We start from the raw sequence: 16,858 nt of genomic DNA, 5'->3' as shown, positions 1-16,858 counted from the left end.
TTCTCTAAGACTTTCTGGTATAGTTCACTTATCATTTTCGTTATTTAGGTCATATATAGTAAATATGACTTATCTTTTTTGGGAGTCTGTGTCTGTATTCCATGCTACATAAGCTTTTCAGCTTGCTTGTCCCCCTGTCAGGATGTCCAGACATTTAACTTGATATTAAAAATTAGGAATTACCCCAAAAAAAGAGCCTAAATCAATCAATAAGTCCTTCCCAAAAATAAAAAAAGGAATAAATACTGATGTTGAAAGCTTGTATTAATGGCACTTTTGCCCCTTGACTGTTCCCTTTTTGTTAACCACAAAGACGGGAAGTTAGGAGATAGGGATTTAGGGAGATGGGGAAATAGGGAGATGGGGAAATTTCACCTAATACTAAATCCGGTTATTAAAGACTGATTATTTATCCCCCCTTTTGCCTTTTGCATGAGTGCCTTTTGCCTGTCTTGATATGTAGCCTATACTCAACGGATTTAGTATAAATTCCCCAACACCCCACTACCCCAACACCCCACACCCTACCGCCAAGAAAAACTTTTTTAGCAAACCCTAACTAGGGGAGAAAAGGAAGGTGAGAGGAACCATTCAAGATAAAGCAGCGATCGCTTGTTCTAGGGCCAGGGAAATATGAGTCCAATGGGTTCCCCCCTGACAAAAAACGATATAGGGTTCCCGTAGGGGTCCATCGGCGGAGAATTCCGAGGTGCTACCATCGATAAACGTGCCACCAGCCATCACTACTTGGCTCTCATAGCCCGGCATTTGGGCAGGAACGGGATCCAAGTAGGAACCGATGGGAGAATAGGCTTGAATGGCTTTACAGAAGGCAATCAGCTTATCGGGGGAACCGAGTTTAATCGCTTGAATAATGTCGCGTCGAGGCACAAAAGGAGCCGGATTGACCGGATAACCCAACTTATCGCCCACATAGGCAATTAAATGACTGCCTTTCATCGCTTCTCCCACCATTTGCGGAGCTAGAAACAATCCCTGATAAAGAAGACGATTTTGGTCAAAAGTTGCCCCTCCCTCCCTACCGATTCCCGGTGCTGTCAGACGATAGCAGGCCATTTCCACTAATTCCGCTTTACCTGCTATGTATCCCCCGGCCGTGACGATTGTACCTCCGGGATTTTTAATTAGAGAACCGGCCATTAGATCTGCCCCCACGTCGGTGGGTTCTTTGGTGTTGATAAATTCTCCATAGCAATTATCGACAAAACAGACCGTATTCGGGTTTTGTTGTTTAACTATACGGACAATTCTCTCGATTTCGTCAATAGACAAACTCGATCGCCAGGAATAACCGCAGGATCTTTGAATATGTACTAAACGGGTTTGGGGTTTCACTGCCGTTTCTAAAGCCAACCAATCGATCGCACCGGTAGAATCTAGCTCTAATTGCCGATAACTAACGCCAAAATCCTTTAAAGAGCCTTGACCACTGCCCCTAATCCCGATTACTTCCTCTAGGGTATCGTAGGGCGCACCCGCTACCGCTAACATTTCATCCCCCGGTCGGAGAACCCCATACAAGGCACAGGCGATCGCATGGGTTCCTGAAACAAATTGTACTCGCACCGCTGCCTTTTCGGCCCCCAGGGCTTGGGCGAACACTTGATCTAAAGTATCCCGTCCCAAGTCATCATGACCATAACCACTAACACTAGCAAAATGATGCACCCCGACGCGGTTTTCACGGAAAGCAGCGAGGACTTGACGGAGATTTTCCTTGACCTGTGCGTCAATTTCCGAAAAGATGGGGAGTAAGGCCTTTTCTGCCCTGTGGAGTAGAGAGGGGATATCCATCAAACAATATGTGATATTTGTTACCGAAAAATTGGGTTTAAAGCCTCGCCCTAAAAGGGCGACTTTATATGATGTATGATATTAAGAATAGCGGGCCGGGTAAGCAACCGCTTGAAAAACCCAGTCATCAACCGATGAACGCACCTTGAAAACTAGAGTTATGGGGTTCTATAGGGGAATGCTCCTATAGGTAAAAATTCTCAGCACCAAGTACCAGAGAAACCAAGTATTTTAGAGGTTTTGAACTGTATCGTGGGGCACACGAAAACAGGCTTCTGTAATGGAGCGAAAGTCTGAGGAGAGAACCACCTCTGGGTGGGATTTCGCCAGGAATCTAATTCAAGTGGACTCGTTGAGCCAGAAATTCTCAGCAGTGATGCTAGAAGAATCCACGTCCGTTTACGGCGTGGGGTATGTCAATAAGCGTCAAAGTTCCCCCTGTGTCAAATCGAGACAGATAAGACAATGATGCTCTGTCTCCTGTTGTTTCCCTTTGGGTTATTCAATGACTGTTGCGACTTCCGAAAAACTTCCCATCGACTGGGTGACTCTCATCTACATGGCTTTTATCCACTTAGTGGCTCTTTTAGCCTTCTTGCCTAGCAATTTTAGCTGGGGTGCTGTGGGAGTGACATTGATTCTCTATTGGATTACTGGGGGTTTAGGAATTACCCTCGGTTTTCATCGTTTGGTTTCCCATCGGAGCTTTAAGACTCCCAAATGGTTAGAATACTTTCTGGTTTTGTGCGGGACCCTCGCTTGTCAGGGAGGTGCGATCGCATGGATAGGCCTACATCGTATACATCATAAATATTCTGATACTGCTCCCGATCCCCACGATTCTAATAAAGGTTTCTGGTGGAGTCACATGGGTTGGATGCTGCACGAAATTCCTGCCGACGAAGAAATTGCTCGTTTTACCCAAGATATCGCCGACGATCCTTTCTATAAATTCTGTCAAAATTATTTTGTTCCTATCCAAATTGTTTTAGGCTTAATTCTCTATGCTATGGGTGGTTGGCCGTTTGTAATTTGGGGAATTTTTGTTCGCTTGGTCTTAGTTTTCCACTCCACTTGGTTTGTCAACAGCGCCACCCACAAATTTGGTTATGTTAGCCATGAATCCCACGATAATTCTAAAAATTGTTGGTGGGTTGCTCTCTTAACTTTCGGTGAAGGTTGGCACAATAATCACCATGCCTATCAGTATTCGGCCCGTCATGGACTACAATGGTGGGAGGTTGACCTGACTTGGATGACCATCCGTCTATTGCAAATTCTGGGATTAGCTACTAATATTAAGTTACCTCCCACCACGGCAACGGCGACAGAAAGTTAGTTTTATCCAGTAGTTAAATAGATTATAAAAATAGCCGAACTTAAGCTTAAGTTCGGCTATTTTTTCCCCGACTTAACCCAAATCTAACAGCTTTTCCCACGGCACAACTGAGGAATATAGGTAATGCCAATCCTCCCCCAAAAAACGAAATCATTGATAGGATAAACTTGATTATTTCCCCCTCTGCTGAACATTGACTGGGGAAAGCGCAACCCATCGGGCCAACAGCGAAGGATAACCAAGCAAAAACGAAAAACACAGGGGAAATAATAGGCAAAAAACCAGACCCCCCGCTAGACAGCCTAATCCATCGGCCTTTCTATTCGATTTCTTCCCTGTCACCATCTCGATCGCTGACTTTTTCTAACCCTTAGCACAAAAAAGTCAAACTATTAACTTTTTTAACAAATGTTTAATATTTATGCCGACGTGCCAGAAGGACCCCAGAGAACGTATATTTAAAGCTAATCCCCAAATTATATTAAGTTTCTAATGAAAAAAATCTCGATTTTAGGCTCTACTGGCTCGATCGGTACTCAAACTCTCGATATTGTCAGCGATCATCCCGATAAGTTTCAAGTGGTGGGATTAGCCACGGGTAATAATATTCAACTACTATCGGAGCAAATTCGGCAATTTCGGCCGCAAATCGTGGCGATTAATAACGAAAGTCAACTAGAAGACCTGAAAAGCCTAATTTCCGACCTTGACTACACCCCGATTATCCTAGCAGGAAAGGAAGGAGTAATCGAAGTGGCCCGTTATGGCGATTCCGAAAGCGTCGTCACGGGAATTGTCGGTTGTGCGGGATTGCTGCCGACAATTGCCGCTATTACTGCCGGTAAAGATATCGCCCTCGCTAATAAAGAAACCCTGATTGCTGGCGGTCCGGTGGTGCTGCCTTTAGTGGAAAAACACCGAGTTAAATTATTACCTGCCGATTCGGAACATTCAGCTATTTTTCAATGTTTACAGGGAGTTCCCCCGGGGGGATTAAAAAAGATTATTCTCACCGCTTCTGGGGGTGCTTTTCGCGATTTACCGGTGGAAAAATTGCCGCAAGTAACTGTAGCTGATGCCCTCAAACATCCTAACTGGTCGATGGGCAGAAAAATCACCATCGATTCGGCTACTTTAATGAATAAAGGTCTAGAAGTTATCGAAGCTCATTATTTATTTGGTGTCGATTATAATGCGATCGATATTGTTATTCATCCCCAAAGTATTATTCACTCTTTAATTGAGTTACAGGATACCTCGGTTTTAGCTCAATTAGGCTGGCCCGATATGCGTTTACCCCTGTTATATGCCTTGTCTTGGCCTGAAAGAATTTATACCGATTGGGAACCTTTAAATTTAGTTAAAGCCGGCAGTTTAACCTTCAAAGAACCCGATCATCAAAAATATCCCTGTATGGGATTAGCCTACGCAGCCGGCCGCGCGGGTGGGGCAATGCCAGCAGTATTAAACGCGGCTAACGAACAAGCGGTAGCGTTATTTTTAGAAGAAAAGATTAGCTTCTTAGATATTCCCCGGGTGATCGAAAAAGTTTGCGATCGCTTTGCAATTCATAACAGTTCTACTCCTAGCCTAGATGACATTTTAGCCGCCGATAATTGGGCGCGTCAAGAGGTATCTAACTGTCTGATTGCCAATCTAGTCTAGATAGTCTAGATTCTGTAGGGATGTTAACTCTAATGTCTCTACAGGTCTAGGATAGAAAAATCAATAATTTCGGCTATTTTTTCTAGTTAACTAGATTTATGATGATTAGGGCAAGAGTTGATAACCCTAAATAACCCTGAAGCTTGATCAAAAATAAGATAAAATAAACAAGATAGCGGTTATTACTTTTAATTTTCTATGGTTACAACTTCTCTATCCCTCCCCGAAATCGCCAGAGAAACCCGTCAAGCGAGTCGTCAACTGGCTATCCTAACTAACGAAGAAAGGAATGAAGCTTTAGAGGCTATTGCTGAGGCTTTGACTGCCAATGCTGATAAAATACTAGAAGCTAATATCGCCGATGTTCAAACAGCCAAGGCGATGGAATTATCTCCAGCTTTATGTGCGCGGTTAGAGTTAAGTCCTAGTAAATTAAAAGCCGCTATTGCCGGGGTGCGAGATGTGGCTAAATTAGCAGATCCTTTAGCTACGATGCAAATTAATCGGGAATTAGATCAAGGTTTAATTCTTCAGAGAATAACCTGTCCTTTGGGGGTTTTAGGGGTGATTTTTGAAGCTCGTCCCGATGCTTTAATTCAAATTACCAGTTTAGCGATTAAATCTGGTAATGGCGTTATTTTAAAAGGGGGGAAAGAAGCGATCCGTTCTTGTCAAGCTTTAGTAACAATTATTCATCAGGCATTGAGTCAAACTAAAGTTAATCCAGCGGCGGTACGATTATTAACAACACGAGAAGAAATTCAGGAACTATTAAAACTCGATCAATACATCGATTTAATAATTCCTAGAGGTTCTAACGAATTTGTTCGTTATATCCAAAATAATACCCGCATTCCTGTGCTTGGTCACGCCGATGGTATCTGTCATCTCTACATCGACAAAGAAGCCGATTTAAGCAAAGCAATTAGGATTACCGTCGATGGCAAAACTCAATATCCTGCCGCTTGTAATACCATTGAAACTTTATTAGTTCATCAAGAAATCTCTAGACAATTTTTACCCGCAGTAGCCCAGGCATTAGAGGAAAAAAAGGTTAAATTATTGGGAGATGAAGCAACTCGTCAGATTATTAACGTGCCATCGGCCACAGAACAAGACTGGCAAACCGAATATAGTGATTTAATTCTGTCAATTAAAATTGTCGATAGTCTAGAATCGGCAATCGAACATATTAATTATTACGGTTCTCGACACACGGAAGCCATTGTCAGCGAAAATTTTAACACAGCCAAAACCTTTAGCGATCGAGTCGATGCCGCCGGAGTTTTTCATAATTGTTCCACCCGATTTGCCGATGGTTTCCGTTACGGTTTTGGGGCCGAAGTGGGTATCAGTACCCAAAAAATGCCCCCCCGCGGTCCGGTGGGATTAGAGGGATTAGTGACCTACAAATATCAATTAGCCGGAGATGGTCATATTGTCGCCGATTATTCTGGGGAAAATGCCCAATCTTTCACTCACAAAGATTTATAGTCGAGAAAAAAGCAGATGTTTACAGGATTAATTCAAGCCTTGGGAACGATTCGGGTCGTGGATACTGATAGACTATATTTGTCTGTATCCTCTAATACAATTCTCCAAGATTTAATGATTGGTGATAGTGTGGCTGTGGATGGGGTTTGTTTGACAGTTGAGCAAATTCTCTCAGAGGGTTTTGTGGCCACTGCTTCCCCAGAAACCCTACAGCGCACTACTTTGGGACGAAGGATTCACACAGAAACCAACGTTAACCTAGAAACCTCTCTGCGGGTGGGTAGTAAAATCGGCGGTCATTTTGTCACCGGTCATGTGGACGGAATTGGCTGTTTATTAGAATCGATAATTGTGGCTAATTCTTGGGAAATGACCTTTGCTGCCCCTAGTTCCCTAGAAGACCAGTGGAATTCCCATATAGCTCGTTACATCGTCGGTAAGGGCAGTATAGCTGTTAATGGCATCAGTTTAACCGTGGCCGATTGCGATGCCTCCGGCAGCTGGTTTAAAGTGGCTGTCATCCCCCATACCTACGCCGAAACCAATCTTTCCCATTTAAAATTAGGGGATTGGGTGAATCTAGAAGGGGATATTTTAGGCAAATATGTGGAAAAATTGCTAGGAATGCGCTCTTATCACGCTCCTAGCGAGATTAGCCTAGAATTTCTGGCTGAACATGGTTATTAGTTTTCCAGAAAAAGCCTTTTCAACATATAAATTTATTGGCAATTTATCGATTAATTTTAGGTTTAAAATTGCCAACCTTCTCGCTCCATTAAACCCTGAACATTGGTACAATCGATAGAAAAGTGTTGACAGACTGTGGGGATTTTGGGAGCATTAGGCTTTAAGGCTTCTTCGGTAATTACGCAACCGTCTTTTATCTTAGTAGCGGCAATAATAAATGGGTTTGCCACTGGTTTTCCTTGTAATCTTGCTTTTTCACTCACTAAATTCTTAAAGTTTCTTATAGAAAAAATTTCGGCAATAAATAAAGTTTCCTGAGCAGTGGGTGGTAAAAATATTTGTTTATTATTGCCATATTCTACTTCTTTAAGCACTTCCCGTACTGATTTTAGTTTACCTTCTGACACAAGCAAATCGATTTTTTGCCAAACGGTAGGAAAACTTTTGGGAAAATAGTTTCCTAAAACCTTAAAACTACTTGTGTCAAAAATGTAAACCATCAAAACAGTCCCTTGTCTAATAAATATTGTTCAAGTTGTTCCACCATAGCAACTTTTTTAATGTTTAGATAATCGGCAACGCGCTCGATATCGTATTGACCTTGATAGTATTTATTGAACACAAGTTTTAGGTAATTTTCTCCCAAATATGTCGCCTGATTAGCATAGTAATCACCTCCAGATTTTTTATTTTTGTCCTGACTTTTTCCCACCTGCTCACTGTACCACTCCCTTACTTTAAGAGTATATTCTTTCTGGGAGATTAAGTTATTATCTAATAGTTTTCGTAAAACTACTTCTCGACTAACCTTATAATCACTGGAAATTTTCGAGATATTTTTATCATTAACTATTGTTTCTCTGATTATCTCAGAAAAAACATGATTGGGAAGCAAAAACTCCGCAGCAAACTTATTACAAAATATCTCGATATATTTATTTTCTCCTTGCAAACTATTAATATATCTATCGTTAGACTTAGTAATTCCGTTAGTCTGCAAAAGAATATGTGCTAATTCATGAAAAATGGTAAATGTTTGTCTAGATTTTTCCGTGCTATTATTAAGATAGATGATTGGAAATTCAATATCTATCAAGCAAAATCCCGAAATTTCTCGCTGCTTAAAAGAACGCTTGAAAATAAAAATACCGGCTTCTTCCACGGCACTACGCCATTTTTTTAAGGCAGTTTCCTGATCATTCCAGGTCAGTTGTTCTTCTAGAGTAACGTTTAAATAATTTCTGATCTGTTCGGCTAATTTCCTTAAATCATCACTAGAACTAACCGAAATATCCTGAAAGATTTTCTTGGTACTAGGATTAATACCATTATTAATTTCTGAGAGCGACAATTGCATCGCTTTTGCTTGTCGTAAAGCATAGATAGTATCGGCGGCCAAATTTTCGATTTCAAAGTCTGGCAAAGTTCTAAATTCTTGTTTTTCCTCCGCTTCTAGGGGAGGTTCTGGGAAAAAGAATAAAGCGAGGGGACGTTTGTATATTCCTGCTAACTTTTCCAATTGACTATAAGTAGGAAAGTCCTCTCCTGACTCCCATTTCTCGATAACAGAAACATCTTTTTTAAACTTGACCGCCACAGACTCAAGAGAATATCTCGCCCTTTCTCTTGCCCATTGGATTATCTTGGGATTAACGCCTGTCAGTTTCTCGCCCATCGGTTTATCTTATCATCACGAGATAGAGATTTCTAGCTTAATTTAGCTTGTGCGATAGTTTAATTGTACTAAATAATCGGTCAGAATAGAGACAATGTACTGATTGCTGGATAGGTCAGCGAGGGATTGATAATTTTTTCCTATATAAAAAACCAGCCGAAAGCTTGACATTAGCCAAAATACCCAGACAATGTTAAGTTAAATTAACCAATAGCCTAGGCTTGTATTTAAGGAAAACCCCTTATGGTAGCAACACCAGTTCAACAGAAATACGACATTAAAGATATTAGTTTAGCCCCCATCGGCAAACAGCGCATCGAATGGGCCGGTCGGGAAATGCCAGTTTTGCGTCAATTAGCCGAACGTTACGCCATCGAAAAACCCTTTGCTGGACTGCGTTTAGTCGCTTGCTGTCACGTTACCACCGAAACCGCCAATTTGGCAATCGCACTCAAAGCCGGTGGCGCTGATGCGTTATTAATTGCTAGTAATCCCCTTTCCACCCAAGATGATGTGGCCGCTTGTTTAGTCGCTGATTACGGCATCCCCGTTTATGCAATCAAAGGGGAAGATAACGACACCTATCACCGTCACGTTCAAATCGCCCTCGATCACAAACCCCAGATTATCATCGATGATGGTTGTGATGTAGTGGCCACCCTGGTTAAAGAAAGAAGTCACCAATTACCCGACATTATCGGTACTACCGAAGAAACTACCACTGGTATCGTCCGTTTGCAAGCCATGCTCAAAGCCGGGGTCTTATCCTTCCCCGCAATGAACGTTAACGACGCAGAAACCAAGCATTTCTTTGATAATCGCTACGGTACAGGTCAATCTACCCTTGATGGTATCATTCGCGCCACCAATATCCTCCTTGCCGGTAAAACCGTGGTTGTGGCTGGTTATGGTTGGTGTGGTAAAGGTGTCGCTATGCGGGCCAAAGGTTTAGGCGCTAATCTAATTGTCACCGAAATTAACGCCGTACGCGCCATTGAAGCGGCGATGGACGGTTTCCGCGTTATGCCCATGGATGAAGCCGCTAAAGAAGGCGATATATTCATCACTGTTACTGGTAACAAGCACGTTATCCGGGCCGAACATTTTGACGTGATGAAAGATGGGGCGATTGTTTCCAACTCCGGTCACTTTGATATTGAAATCGACCTGCAAGCTTTAGGCGCAAAAGCGAATAATGTTAAGGAAGTTCGCAACTTTACCCAACAATATAGCCTAAAAAGCGGTAAATCCGTCGTTGTTATCGGTGAAGGTCGCCTAGTTAACCTGGCAGCCGCCGAAGGTCATCCTAGCGCCGTTATGGATATGAGTTTCGCTAACCAAGCGATCGGTGTAGAATACTTGGTTAAAAATAAAGGTAAATTGGCCCCCGGCATCTACTCAATTCCCTACGAATTAGACCAAGAAATCGCCCGTTTGAAACTGCAAGCCATGGGGATTGAAATCGATACCCTCACCGAAGCCCAATTAGAATATATCAACTCCTGGACTTCCGGAACCTAATATCAGTTATCAGTTATCAGTTATCAGTTATCAGGTGTGAGTTTTCAGTTTTCAGATGTGAGTTTTCAGTTATCAGGTGTGAGTTTTCAGTTTACTGAAAATACTTCCCCAACCCCCTTTTTTTACTTTTAAACTGTTTTCTAAATCATAAAAAAATATGACTGAATGGATTACAAACACAATGACTTCGATGGGCTATTTAGGCATAGCCCTATTAATGTTTTTAGAGAATCTTTTTCCTCCCATTCCCTCAGAATTAATTATGCCCCTAGCGGGTTTTACCGTCCATGAGGGACAAATGGAATTTATTCCGGCAGTGGTAGCGGGGATTGTCGGAACCGTAGTCGGAGCGCTACCTTGGTATTATCTCGGTCGGGTTGTGGATGAGGAAAAAATCGAAAAACTAGCCGATAAATACGGCAAATGGATTACCGTTTCCGCTAAAGATATTCAAAAAGCCAATCAATGGTTTAATCGTCACGGTAGTAAAGCGGTTTTACTCTGTCGTTTGGTCCCCGGAGTGCGAACTTTGATTTCCCTACCTGCTGGGATGAATCACATGGCGATGATTCCTTTTTTAGTTTACTCCACCATCGGCACGACCCTCTGGGTCGTTTTTTTAACGGCAGCAGGTTACTTTTTAGGGAAAAATTACCCCCTTGTGGAAGAATATCTGGCTCCCGTCTCAAAAATAGCTCTACTTGTCCTGGTTATCTGGTTTATCCTCTGGATTATCCGCAAACGCAACCGCCGGTATGAGTAAATGTTGATCATAGGTGGTGCGTTACGACGGATTGTCACCTTCGAGTTACAGCAGCAATTTTTGCCGTCTAACGCACCCTACGTTTTACTACGTTTTACTGCTTATAAAGGGGCAAAAGGATAAGAATGTACGAGGTTTTAATATGCCAACAATTAAACTACGTTCTCAGATTGGTAGAGATGGAATCTTACATTTAGATATACCGTCCGATTTTAAAGAAACTGAAGTAAATGTTACAGTAACCGTTGAAGCGGTTCAAGAAGTCAGTGAAGATTTAGCAAGTAGAAAAGAGGAAAGAAAACCTCGCTATAATGCCTGGGGCAACCCAGTAGTAGAGCAATCTATTACCCAAGCTATTTCAGGAATGCGCCGCCTTCAAAAAACTGTAGCTTTACCTAAAAGTGAAATTCGTGCCATGCGAGAAGAAGGGAGGCGGTTTTGATTGAGTTCGTTTTAGATTGTTCGGTAGCAATTAGCTGGTGTTTGGTCGATGAAGATAAAGATTATGCTAACGCAGTATTAGACATAATGCCAAACGCCGAAGCATTTGTTCCCGAAATTTGGTCTTTAGAGATTGTCAATACTCTCCTAGTCGCAGAAAGAAGAAATGGCTCTACCGAACCTGTCATGTAAAACTATTAACAACTCATGCTTGTAAAGCTTGTATAGTAAGGCTTTGAGTTTTTGTTAGATTGATATTTATCAACTTTAGAGCATTACTGGACAGAGAGGGAGCTTGGGGAATTTTCTACAGTGTAAGTTCGGAAGAACCGAAGAAATCGGATGACGGTCGAGCAAACTCAAGCATCGATTAATTGGTTACAGTCTTTACTTATTACTATTGATTCTTTAACTTCAGTCCAAGCTTTTGGCAGGACTTTAACACTAGCAAGAGAACAAAAATTAGCTTCTTATGATGCTGCTTACTTAGAGCTTGCTTTGCGCTTAGATTTACCATTGGCTACCAATGATAAGCAATTAATAGATGCAGCATTACGCTGTCAGGTAGAATTACTTAATCCCGCTCTAAATTAAACAAAGTTAGTTTTATCACCCGAATATTCCTTGGCTTGGTGGCTCTACCGTACTTGTGATGATAATATATAATGATGGTCTATGACAGAGACATTAAATACTGTTTGGTATTAGGAGAAAAGCTGTGCCACTGATTAAAATACCAAGGAATTATCTGATTGCTGAGGATGAAAATTTTATTACAGCAGACGTGCCAGATTCACTGCTTCAGCTTTGGCAAAAAGATTATCAAAAGGTGGTTAAAGCCAAAGGTATTCTTAAGGATAAAAAAGCGGCAATGCTATCTCATGTAGAGTCTCTTCGTCGGGAGTGGGATGGATGAAATACGTCTATGATACCAATATTTTTATTTATTATTTAGCCGATGATGATCTAGTTACTTCTTTTTTCTCCCCAGCTTTTTTGAGTTTGCATCAGATTTTTATCTCACCAATTGTCAGAATTGAGTTACTCAGTTTTCCTACTTTATCTAAATAAAGCAAGATACAGAGTATTTTCCAACAAAATTTCAGCAGCAGATAATTCTTCTTTAGCTAGACTTAGTAATGTTTGAATGCGGTTCATAAAGCTATACCTTCTCGGCGAATATTTTCTAATAAAGGAGTATCTTTACATAAAAAGTCTTCTTCAGATATGGGCAAAACTGAGATGAGTTGATCGTATTTAAGGTTAATTTGATTTTTCACTTCTCCCATACGGAAAATTTCATCTCCAGGAGAAACTGGACTTTTTAAAATTACCATGATATCAATATCAGAGTCTTCTGTTGCATCCCCTCTTGCTTGAGAACCGTACAGAACTAAGTTTATTAATTTATCGCCATAGATTTTTTCTAGTGCTTGGCGAAATTCTGTGATGATTTTTTCAAGTTTTTTCATAATTTATCAATTTTAGACCTTCAAGCTATTTTCCCCAAACTTTAGCCCCATCTTCTTGCGGTTTGTCATTAGCTATTTTTTAACAAAGCCTCCCCTTTTGAAGTCAATTCCCAACGATCACGCGGCGATTCTTTTTCCACATAACGTTTGACTAAGCCTCGCTGGCAAAGATTTTTTAAGACTGTCATCATATCAGGTTCCCTAGTAACATCTCGGCGGGAAAGTGCGTTAGCTAATTCGTACCAACTCCATTTTCCTTTTCCTTTTTCAACTAATTGGAGAAGCACCAATTCAAGTTGGGTTAACTGTACGGTATCTTTCATGATTAATCCTCTATACTTGGGTGAAATAAAACGCCAAATCCTTCTTTTAAACCATAATCTTCAAGGGTTGCTGTGTGAGCATTATTCCACAATTTGTAAGCCAGATCTGGATCGGGTGGCTGTCCAGTGGGATAGCCTAGTTTTTTATTTCTTGATAGGATAATTTAAGAATTTTACCTCCCGCTTTAGATGGTTCAAATAACCTGCCGCTAATAGCTCCTTTCTCTTGCATTATAGATTAATTCATCAGTCCTTTATTTTGATTTTTTAATTTTAGTAACAGCTATTTTTTATGAGAACAACCTTCCCCAAAATCCTTTTTCAAGATTTTTGATCCTGTCGAGAGCCTTACGATACTTTTCCATATTGCCTTGCTGCGAGTAAAGTTGTGCCGCTTGATTGTAGTCAGCGATCGCACCTTGCTTGTCTCCTAAGTCAGACTTGGCTAACCCGCGATTGAAGTAGGCATCAGCATAGTCAGGTTTGATATTAATGGCTTGATTGTAGTCAGCGATCGCACCTTGCTTGTCTCCTAAGTTTTTCTTGGCATTCCCGCGATTGAAGTAGGCATCAGCATCGTCGGGTTTGATATTAATGGCTTGATTGTAGTCAGCGATCGCACCTTGGTAGTCTCCTAAGTCATACTTGGCATTCCCGCGATTGATGTAGGCATCAGCATAGTCGGGTTTGATTTTAATGGCTTGATTGTAGTCAGCGATCGCACCTTGCTTGTCTCCTAAGTCAGACTTGGCAATCCCGCGATTGAAGTAGGCATCAGCATAGTCGGGTTTGATTTTAATGGCTTGATTGTAGTCAGCGATCGCACCTTGGTAGTCTCCTAAGTTTTTCTTGGCATTCCCGCGATTGATGTAGGCATCAGCATAGTCGGGTTTGATTTTAATGGCTTGATTGTAGTCAGCGATCGCACCTTGCTTGTCTCCTAAGTTTTTCTTGGCATTCCCGCGATTGAAGTAGGCATCAGCATAGTCAGGTTTGATATTAATGGCTTGATTGTAGTCAGCGATCGCACCTTGGTAGTCTCCTAAGTTTTTCTTGGCAACCCCGCGATTGATGTAGGCAAGAGCATAGTCAGGTTTGATATTAATGGCTTGATTGTAGTCAGCGATCGCACCTTGCTTGTCTCCTAAGTTTTTCTTGGCATTCCCGCGATTGATGTAGGCATCAGCATCGTCGGGTTTGATATTAATGGCTTGATTGTAGTCAGCGATCGCACCTTGGTAGTCTCCTGATTCACCTTTGTTATAGGCACTGTTAAACCACTCCTCGGCGGTCAATTGTACAGTTTTGGGGTGTAACTCTGGCTTAACTTGGGTAATGCCCCACTGTAGCCGATAAAAAGCCGTAGCATCATCAATCTGCTCAAGCTTAACCCAATTAAGTTCTTGTAGGAATAGTAAATCACTGGGAATATTATTAACCCCTGGTAACAAAACAGGAATAACAGGAATTTTTTGATTAACAAATTTAGTAATAAGCGATCGCAGTTCCATGACCTGCCACGTTCCTAATCCCTTAGTACCAATAATAATAGCTGCCGATTTAATCAGGGGAATAGCTTTTTGAATTTCATCCTGAAATGACATCCCTGGTGGGATTTGTTCCTCATCTAGCCAAGGTTTTAACCCTCGTTCCCTCAGTTTTTTAGCGATCACCCTTACTTGCGGTTTATCCACACTATTATGAGCTAGGAAAACATCAAACTGCTGAGACATTTAAAGAACCTCCTCCCCTAATTTTCAACCCCAGCAATCTCTGCTAGAGCCAGTGCATACCGACTTAAATCCTGCCTGAGAGCCTCTAACTCCCTTCGCAATTCAAGTTCTTCTATCCATTGCTGCTCGTATTCCTTGGGACTGACATCAGCAGGACGCTTCGCTTCCCAAACCTGTAAGCGAGGATGCCACTTGGCTAGAAAACGGCGCAACCCCCGATTCAGGACAGCGATCGCAATACCGCCCACTGAATTGCGAGAAGCCCCCACATCGGGACCAGCTTCCTTGAGAATCTCGCGGGTTGTCCCAAATAAACTATACAGGGAGTTCAAAGCCTCACGCAGCAGCCCTTCTTCACCCTCCAGTGGCTCTACAGCAATGCGCGTCACCAATTCCACATAAAGTGACCATGCAGCCCTTCTCTCAGTCGGATCTGCCTCCCATTCGGCTGAACCAATACCAAAAGGAAGACTGACAGACACTTTCTTCAATACAGCCGGATCGCCCTTCATCTGTTTCCCCTCGCCTCAGCCTCTAATGTTGCCATTCTCCTTTCCAATTATATGACGGGATTTAGCTTATTACTCCCAATATTGGGCTAGGTGGAGAGTGGCGATTGTCCTGAAAAAAACGGCTCCGACTAGATGCAGAAATCGTTAGAATAATCAAAGAATGACTTCTCCTGAACGATAGTCATTTCCGAAACACAACAGGCTCTTTTCTTCTCTCTGTCTCTAGTTAAATTTGTCCCCACTGGGCAAAAATTAGCCAAAATGAGCCAAATAACCTCTCGAAAAGTTCCTCTGGGAAGTTCGATTTTTCCTCATCAACATCGCCTTTCTGCTGAAGAAATAGCGAAAATTGAGGCTGAGGATAAAGCTTTAGCTCGGCGTTGTCGAGAGATTTTTGACCGCGTTTATCCACAATTAGCAGGGGAATATTATGACTGGTTTATTGTCATTGAGCCTGAGAGTGGGGACTATCGCTGGAGCAAATTCTTGATGAAGATTTTCTGCCTTTTTAAATATGATTGTTCCAAACTTACCGTACAAAATCAAAAAAAGAAGACAATTATTGCCGACCAATAAAAAACAATTTTGAGGCAGAATGATAAAGTAGCTCATGTTATCAGAGCGATCGCCGCTTGGGATCAAGGTTCTGGTCGGTAATGCGTTATCCTCAGAAAAGGGAAACTCAACTGTACTAGGCATGAGCAGATGCCCCTTGGTCATCCTCAATCATCTGCCCCAGGATGTTTGCAGTTGCCGTTGCGTCGTAGGGGGACCAAATTGGGTACTCTGATGCGGAGAAGATGAATTGTAGTTCAGCGTCTGGGATTTGTGTGGCTAGGACTTTAAAGAGTGATAATTTGTCTGACTGGCTCAGATTGTTGACCAGAGGAATTAACTCAGCGAGTGACATGGTTTAAACTTCTAGAGGTGCGAGAATGAACTCTTAATAAAATCTTAATTGGGGGTATTACCTGGAAAAGTTCGTCTAGAATTCCGTTGGACTGATCCAAAGGCAACCCAATACAAGAGGTCAAATGGCTATTTTCCAATATCAGATTCTTGTAGGAAAGAATGAACCTAATGCTGTGGTCTGGTTTCTGAATGGCAACCAAGTAGGAGCGGATTTGCCACAAATTCTTAATGGTTTGGGATCTCAAGGTTGGGAAGTAGTTGGTATTGGAGATCTAGGTTTTGATAGTCGCTCGGAGATTGTGCTTAAGAAAACAATCTAATCATCCTTAGGTGTTCTTCGTCCCTACTTTTTCAGCCAACCCTATATAGGGTCTGCTGAAAAAGTTTTTCGGTGGGGGTAGGAGTCAGGAGTCAGGAGTCAGGAGTCAGGAGTTTCAGGCTTTGTTGCCCTTGTTTTTTGTACCAAGCGATGTACTATAAGAAGGATAATGCAAGGTTTTTGAAAG

The 16,858-nt window shown here is 41.9% G+C and carries 21 protein-coding genes; 14 read left to right on the top strand and 7 right to left on the bottom strand.

All coding sequences use genetic code 11. The features are described from left to right. Positions 1-591: 591 nt before the first annotated feature. Positions 592-1,815: an aminotransferase class I/II-fold pyridoxal phosphate-dependent enzyme gene (locus IM319_RS16440; protein ID WP_287685090.1), complete on the bottom strand. Its 1,224-nt coding sequence runs from the start codon at positions 1,813-1,815 to the stop codon at positions 592-594. A gap of 505 nt (positions 1,816-2,320) precedes the next feature. Between IM319_RS16440 and IM319_RS16435 the strand changes: the two genes are divergently transcribed. From IM319_RS16435 to IM319_RS16420, 4 genes are all read left to right on the top strand, one after another. After that, positions 2,321-3,154, top strand: coding sequence for an acyl-CoA desaturase (locus tag IM319_RS16435; protein WP_110578684.1), 834 nt, complete (start codon positions 2,321-2,323; stop codon positions 3,152-3,154). Between the two features lie 492 nt (positions 3,155-3,646). Next, entirely contained in the window at positions 3,647-4,819 is a 1,173-nt protein-coding gene (gene dxr, locus IM319_RS16430) for a 1-deoxy-D-xylulose-5-phosphate reductoisomerase (protein WP_287736303.1), read from the top strand. Between the two features lie 198 nt (positions 4,820-5,017). After that, positions 5,018-6,313, top strand: a complete 1,296-nt coding sequence (gene proA / locus IM319_RS16425) for a glutamate-5-semialdehyde dehydrogenase (protein WP_287685092.1) — start codon at positions 5,018-5,020, stop codon at positions 6,311-6,313. Positions 6,314-6,328: 15 nt separating this feature from the next. Next, positions 6,329-7,000: a riboflavin synthase gene (locus IM319_RS16420; RefSeq protein WP_287736301.1), complete on the top strand. Its 672-nt coding sequence runs from the start codon at positions 6,329-6,331 to the stop codon at positions 6,998-7,000. 62 nt (positions 7,001-7,062) lie between these two features. Here IM319_RS16420 and IM319_RS16415 read toward each other — a convergent pair whose 3' ends face one another. Continuing rightward, a complete protein-coding gene (locus IM319_RS16415; RefSeq protein WP_287736300.1) occupies positions 7,063-7,500 on the bottom strand; it encodes a PIN domain-containing protein in 438 nt (145 codons plus the stop codon). Continuing rightward, complete coding sequence (locus IM319_RS16410; protein ID WP_287736299.1) at positions 7,500-8,675, bottom strand: ImmA/IrrE family metallo-endopeptidase; 1,176 nt, start codon at positions 8,673-8,675, stop codon at positions 7,500-7,502. Before IM319_RS16410 ends, IM319_RS16415 begins: the two co-directional genes overlap by 1 nt. Positions 8,676-8,918: 243 nt before the next feature. Here IM319_RS16410 and ahcY point away from each other — a divergent pair, with 243 nt between their 5' ends. The 8 genes from ahcY (at position 8,919) to IM319_RS16370 (ending at position 12,471) form a co-directional block, all read left to right on the top strand. Further along, positions 8,919-10,196, top strand: a complete 1,278-nt coding sequence (gene ahcY, locus IM319_RS16405) for an adenosylhomocysteinase (RefSeq protein WP_286824897.1) — start codon at positions 8,919-8,921, stop codon at positions 10,194-10,196. Between the two features lie 157 nt (positions 10,197-10,353). After that, positions 10,354-10,959, top strand: a complete 606-nt coding sequence (locus IM319_RS16400) for a DedA family protein (RefSeq protein WP_002755550.1) — start codon at positions 10,354-10,356, stop codon at positions 10,957-10,959. Continuing rightward, positions 10,960-11,082 (top strand): hypothetical protein, encoded by a 123-nt coding sequence (locus IM319_RS16395; protein WP_287736298.1) that lies wholly within the window; start codon positions 10,960-10,962, stop codon positions 11,080-11,082. A 19-nt stretch (positions 11,083-11,101) separates the two neighbouring features. Then, a complete protein-coding gene (locus IM319_RS16390) occupies positions 11,102-11,401 on the top strand; it encodes a hypothetical protein (protein ID WP_002773173.1) in 300 nt (99 codons plus the stop codon). Further along, positions 11,398-11,592 (top strand): type II toxin-antitoxin system VapC family toxin, encoded by a 195-nt coding sequence (locus tag IM319_RS16385; protein WP_287079897.1) that lies wholly within the window; start codon positions 11,398-11,400, stop codon positions 11,590-11,592. The genes IM319_RS16390 and IM319_RS16385 overlap by 4 nt, the downstream gene beginning before the upstream one ends. 150 nt (positions 11,593-11,742) lie before the next feature. Next, complete coding sequence (locus IM319_RS16380) at positions 11,743-11,994, top strand: type II toxin-antitoxin system VapC family toxin (protein ID WP_287079898.1); 252 nt, start codon at positions 11,743-11,745, stop codon at positions 11,992-11,994. 124 nt (positions 11,995-12,118) lie between these two features. Then, positions 12,119-12,316, top strand: a complete 198-nt coding sequence (locus IM319_RS16375) for a hypothetical protein (protein WP_002789758.1) — start codon at positions 12,119-12,121, stop codon at positions 12,314-12,316. Beyond that, the gene (locus IM319_RS16370) at positions 12,313-12,471 is read left to right on the top strand and encodes a hypothetical protein (protein ID WP_002755558.1); all 159 of its coding nucleotides are present in this window, start codon (positions 12,313-12,315) and stop codon (positions 12,469-12,471) included. Before IM319_RS16375 ends, IM319_RS16370 begins: the two co-directional genes overlap by 4 nt. Before the next feature lie 83 nt (positions 12,472-12,554). On the opposite strand, the gene IM319_RS16365 is transcribed toward IM319_RS16370, so the two are convergent. The 4 genes from IM319_RS16365 to IM319_RS16350 all read right to left on the bottom strand — a co-directional run bounded on the left by IM319_RS16365 (position 12,555) and on the right by IM319_RS16350 (position 15,440). Beyond that, positions 12,555-12,872, bottom strand: a complete 318-nt coding sequence (locus IM319_RS16365) for a nucleotidyltransferase domain-containing protein (protein WP_002755559.1) — start codon at positions 12,870-12,872, stop codon at positions 12,555-12,557. A gap of 68 nt (positions 12,873-12,940) precedes the next feature. Next, positions 12,941-13,195, bottom strand: a complete 255-nt coding sequence (locus IM319_RS16360; protein ID WP_024968629.1) for a hypothetical protein — start codon at positions 13,193-13,195, stop codon at positions 12,941-12,943. 290 nt (positions 13,196-13,485) lie between these two features. Beyond that, complete coding sequence (locus tag IM319_RS16355) at positions 13,486-14,928, bottom strand: tetratricopeptide repeat protein (RefSeq protein ID WP_287736296.1); 1,443 nt, start codon at positions 14,926-14,928, stop codon at positions 13,486-13,488. A 17-nt stretch (positions 14,929-14,945) separates the two neighbouring features. Then, complete coding sequence (locus tag IM319_RS16350) at positions 14,946-15,440, bottom strand: hypothetical protein (protein ID WP_002755561.1); 495 nt, start codon at positions 15,438-15,440, stop codon at positions 14,946-14,948. Positions 15,441-15,701: 261 nt separating this feature from the next. On the opposite strand from IM319_RS16350, the gene IM319_RS16345 reads away from it, so the two are divergent. Then, on the top strand, positions 15,702-16,016 hold the full coding sequence (locus IM319_RS16345) for a hypothetical protein (RefSeq protein WP_002755562.1): 315 nt from the start codon (positions 15,702-15,704) through the stop codon (positions 16,014-16,016). Between the two features lie 458 nt (positions 16,017-16,474). Continuing rightward, entirely contained in the window at positions 16,475-16,672 is a 198-nt protein-coding gene (locus IM319_RS16340; RefSeq protein WP_287685201.1) for a hypothetical protein, read from the top strand. Positions 16,673-16,858 lie beyond the last annotated feature (186 nt).

Origin of the sequence: Microcystis sp. M113S1 (assembly GCF_020246945.1) — a bacterium.
GTDB lineage: Bacteria > Cyanobacteriota > Cyanobacteriia > Cyanobacteriales > Microcystaceae > Microcystis.
This window is presented reverse-complemented; position numbering and strand designations above follow the sequence as displayed.

Excerpts from the sequence above, each read along its gene's own strand:
- IM319_RS16440 (WP_287685090.1), bottom strand. The coding sequence starts at position 1,815 with ATGGATATCCCCTCTCTACTCCACAGGGCAGAAAAGGCCTTACTCCCC.
- IM319_RS16435 (WP_110578684.1), top strand. The coding sequence starts at position 2,321 with ATGACTGTTGCGACTTCCGAAAAACTTCCCATCGACTGGGTGACTCTC.
- dxr (WP_287736303.1), top strand. The coding sequence starts at position 3,647 with ATGAAAAAAATCTCGATTTTAGGCTCTACTGGCTCGATCGGTACTCAA.
- proA (WP_287685092.1), top strand. The coding sequence starts at position 5,018 with ATGGTTACAACTTCTCTATCCCTCCCCGAAATCGCCAGAGAAACCCGT.
- IM319_RS16420 (WP_287736301.1), top strand. The coding sequence starts at position 6,329 with ATGTTTACAGGATTAATTCAAGCCTTGGGAACGATTCGGGTCGTGGAT.
- IM319_RS16415 (WP_287736300.1), bottom strand. The coding sequence starts at position 7,500 with ATGGTTTACATTTTTGACACAAGTAGTTTTAAGGTTTTAGGAAACTAT.
- IM319_RS16410 (WP_287736299.1), bottom strand. The coding sequence starts at position 8,675 with ATGGGCGAGAAACTGACAGGCGTTAATCCCAAGATAATCCAATGGGCA.
- ahcY (WP_286824897.1), top strand. The coding sequence starts at position 8,919 with ATGGTAGCAACACCAGTTCAACAGAAATACGACATTAAAGATATTAGT.
- IM319_RS16400 (WP_002755550.1), top strand. The coding sequence starts at position 10,354 with ATGACTGAATGGATTACAAACACAATGACTTCGATGGGCTATTTAGGC.
- IM319_RS16395 (WP_287736298.1), top strand. The coding sequence starts at position 10,960 with ATGTTGATCATAGGTGGTGCGTTACGACGGATTGTCACCTTCGAGTTA.
- IM319_RS16390 (WP_002773173.1), top strand. The coding sequence starts at position 11,102 with ATGCCAACAATTAAACTACGTTCTCAGATTGGTAGAGATGGAATCTTA.
- IM319_RS16380 (WP_287079898.1), top strand. The coding sequence starts at position 11,743 with ATGACGGTCGAGCAAACTCAAGCATCGATTAATTGGTTACAGTCTTTA.
- IM319_RS16370 (WP_002755558.1), top strand. The coding sequence starts at position 12,313 with ATGAAATACGTCTATGATACCAATATTTTTATTTATTATTTAGCCGAT.
- IM319_RS16365 (WP_002755559.1), bottom strand. The coding sequence starts at position 12,872 with ATGAAAAAACTTGAAAAAATCATCACAGAATTTCGCCAAGCACTAGAA.
- IM319_RS16360 (WP_024968629.1), bottom strand. The coding sequence starts at position 13,195 with ATGAAAGATACCGTACAGTTAACCCAACTTGAATTGGTGCTTCTCCAA.
- IM319_RS16355 (WP_287736296.1), bottom strand. The coding sequence starts at position 14,928 with ATGTCTCAGCAGTTTGATGTTTTCCTAGCTCATAATAGTGTGGATAAA.
- IM319_RS16350 (WP_002755561.1), bottom strand. The coding sequence starts at position 15,440 with ATGAAGGGCGATCCGGCTGTATTGAAGAAAGTGTCTGTCAGTCTTCCT.
- IM319_RS16345 (WP_002755562.1), top strand. The coding sequence starts at position 15,702 with ATGAGCCAAATAACCTCTCGAAAAGTTCCTCTGGGAAGTTCGATTTTT.
- IM319_RS16340 (WP_287685201.1), top strand. The coding sequence starts at position 16,475 with ATGGCTATTTTCCAATATCAGATTCTTGTAGGAAAGAATGAACCTAAT.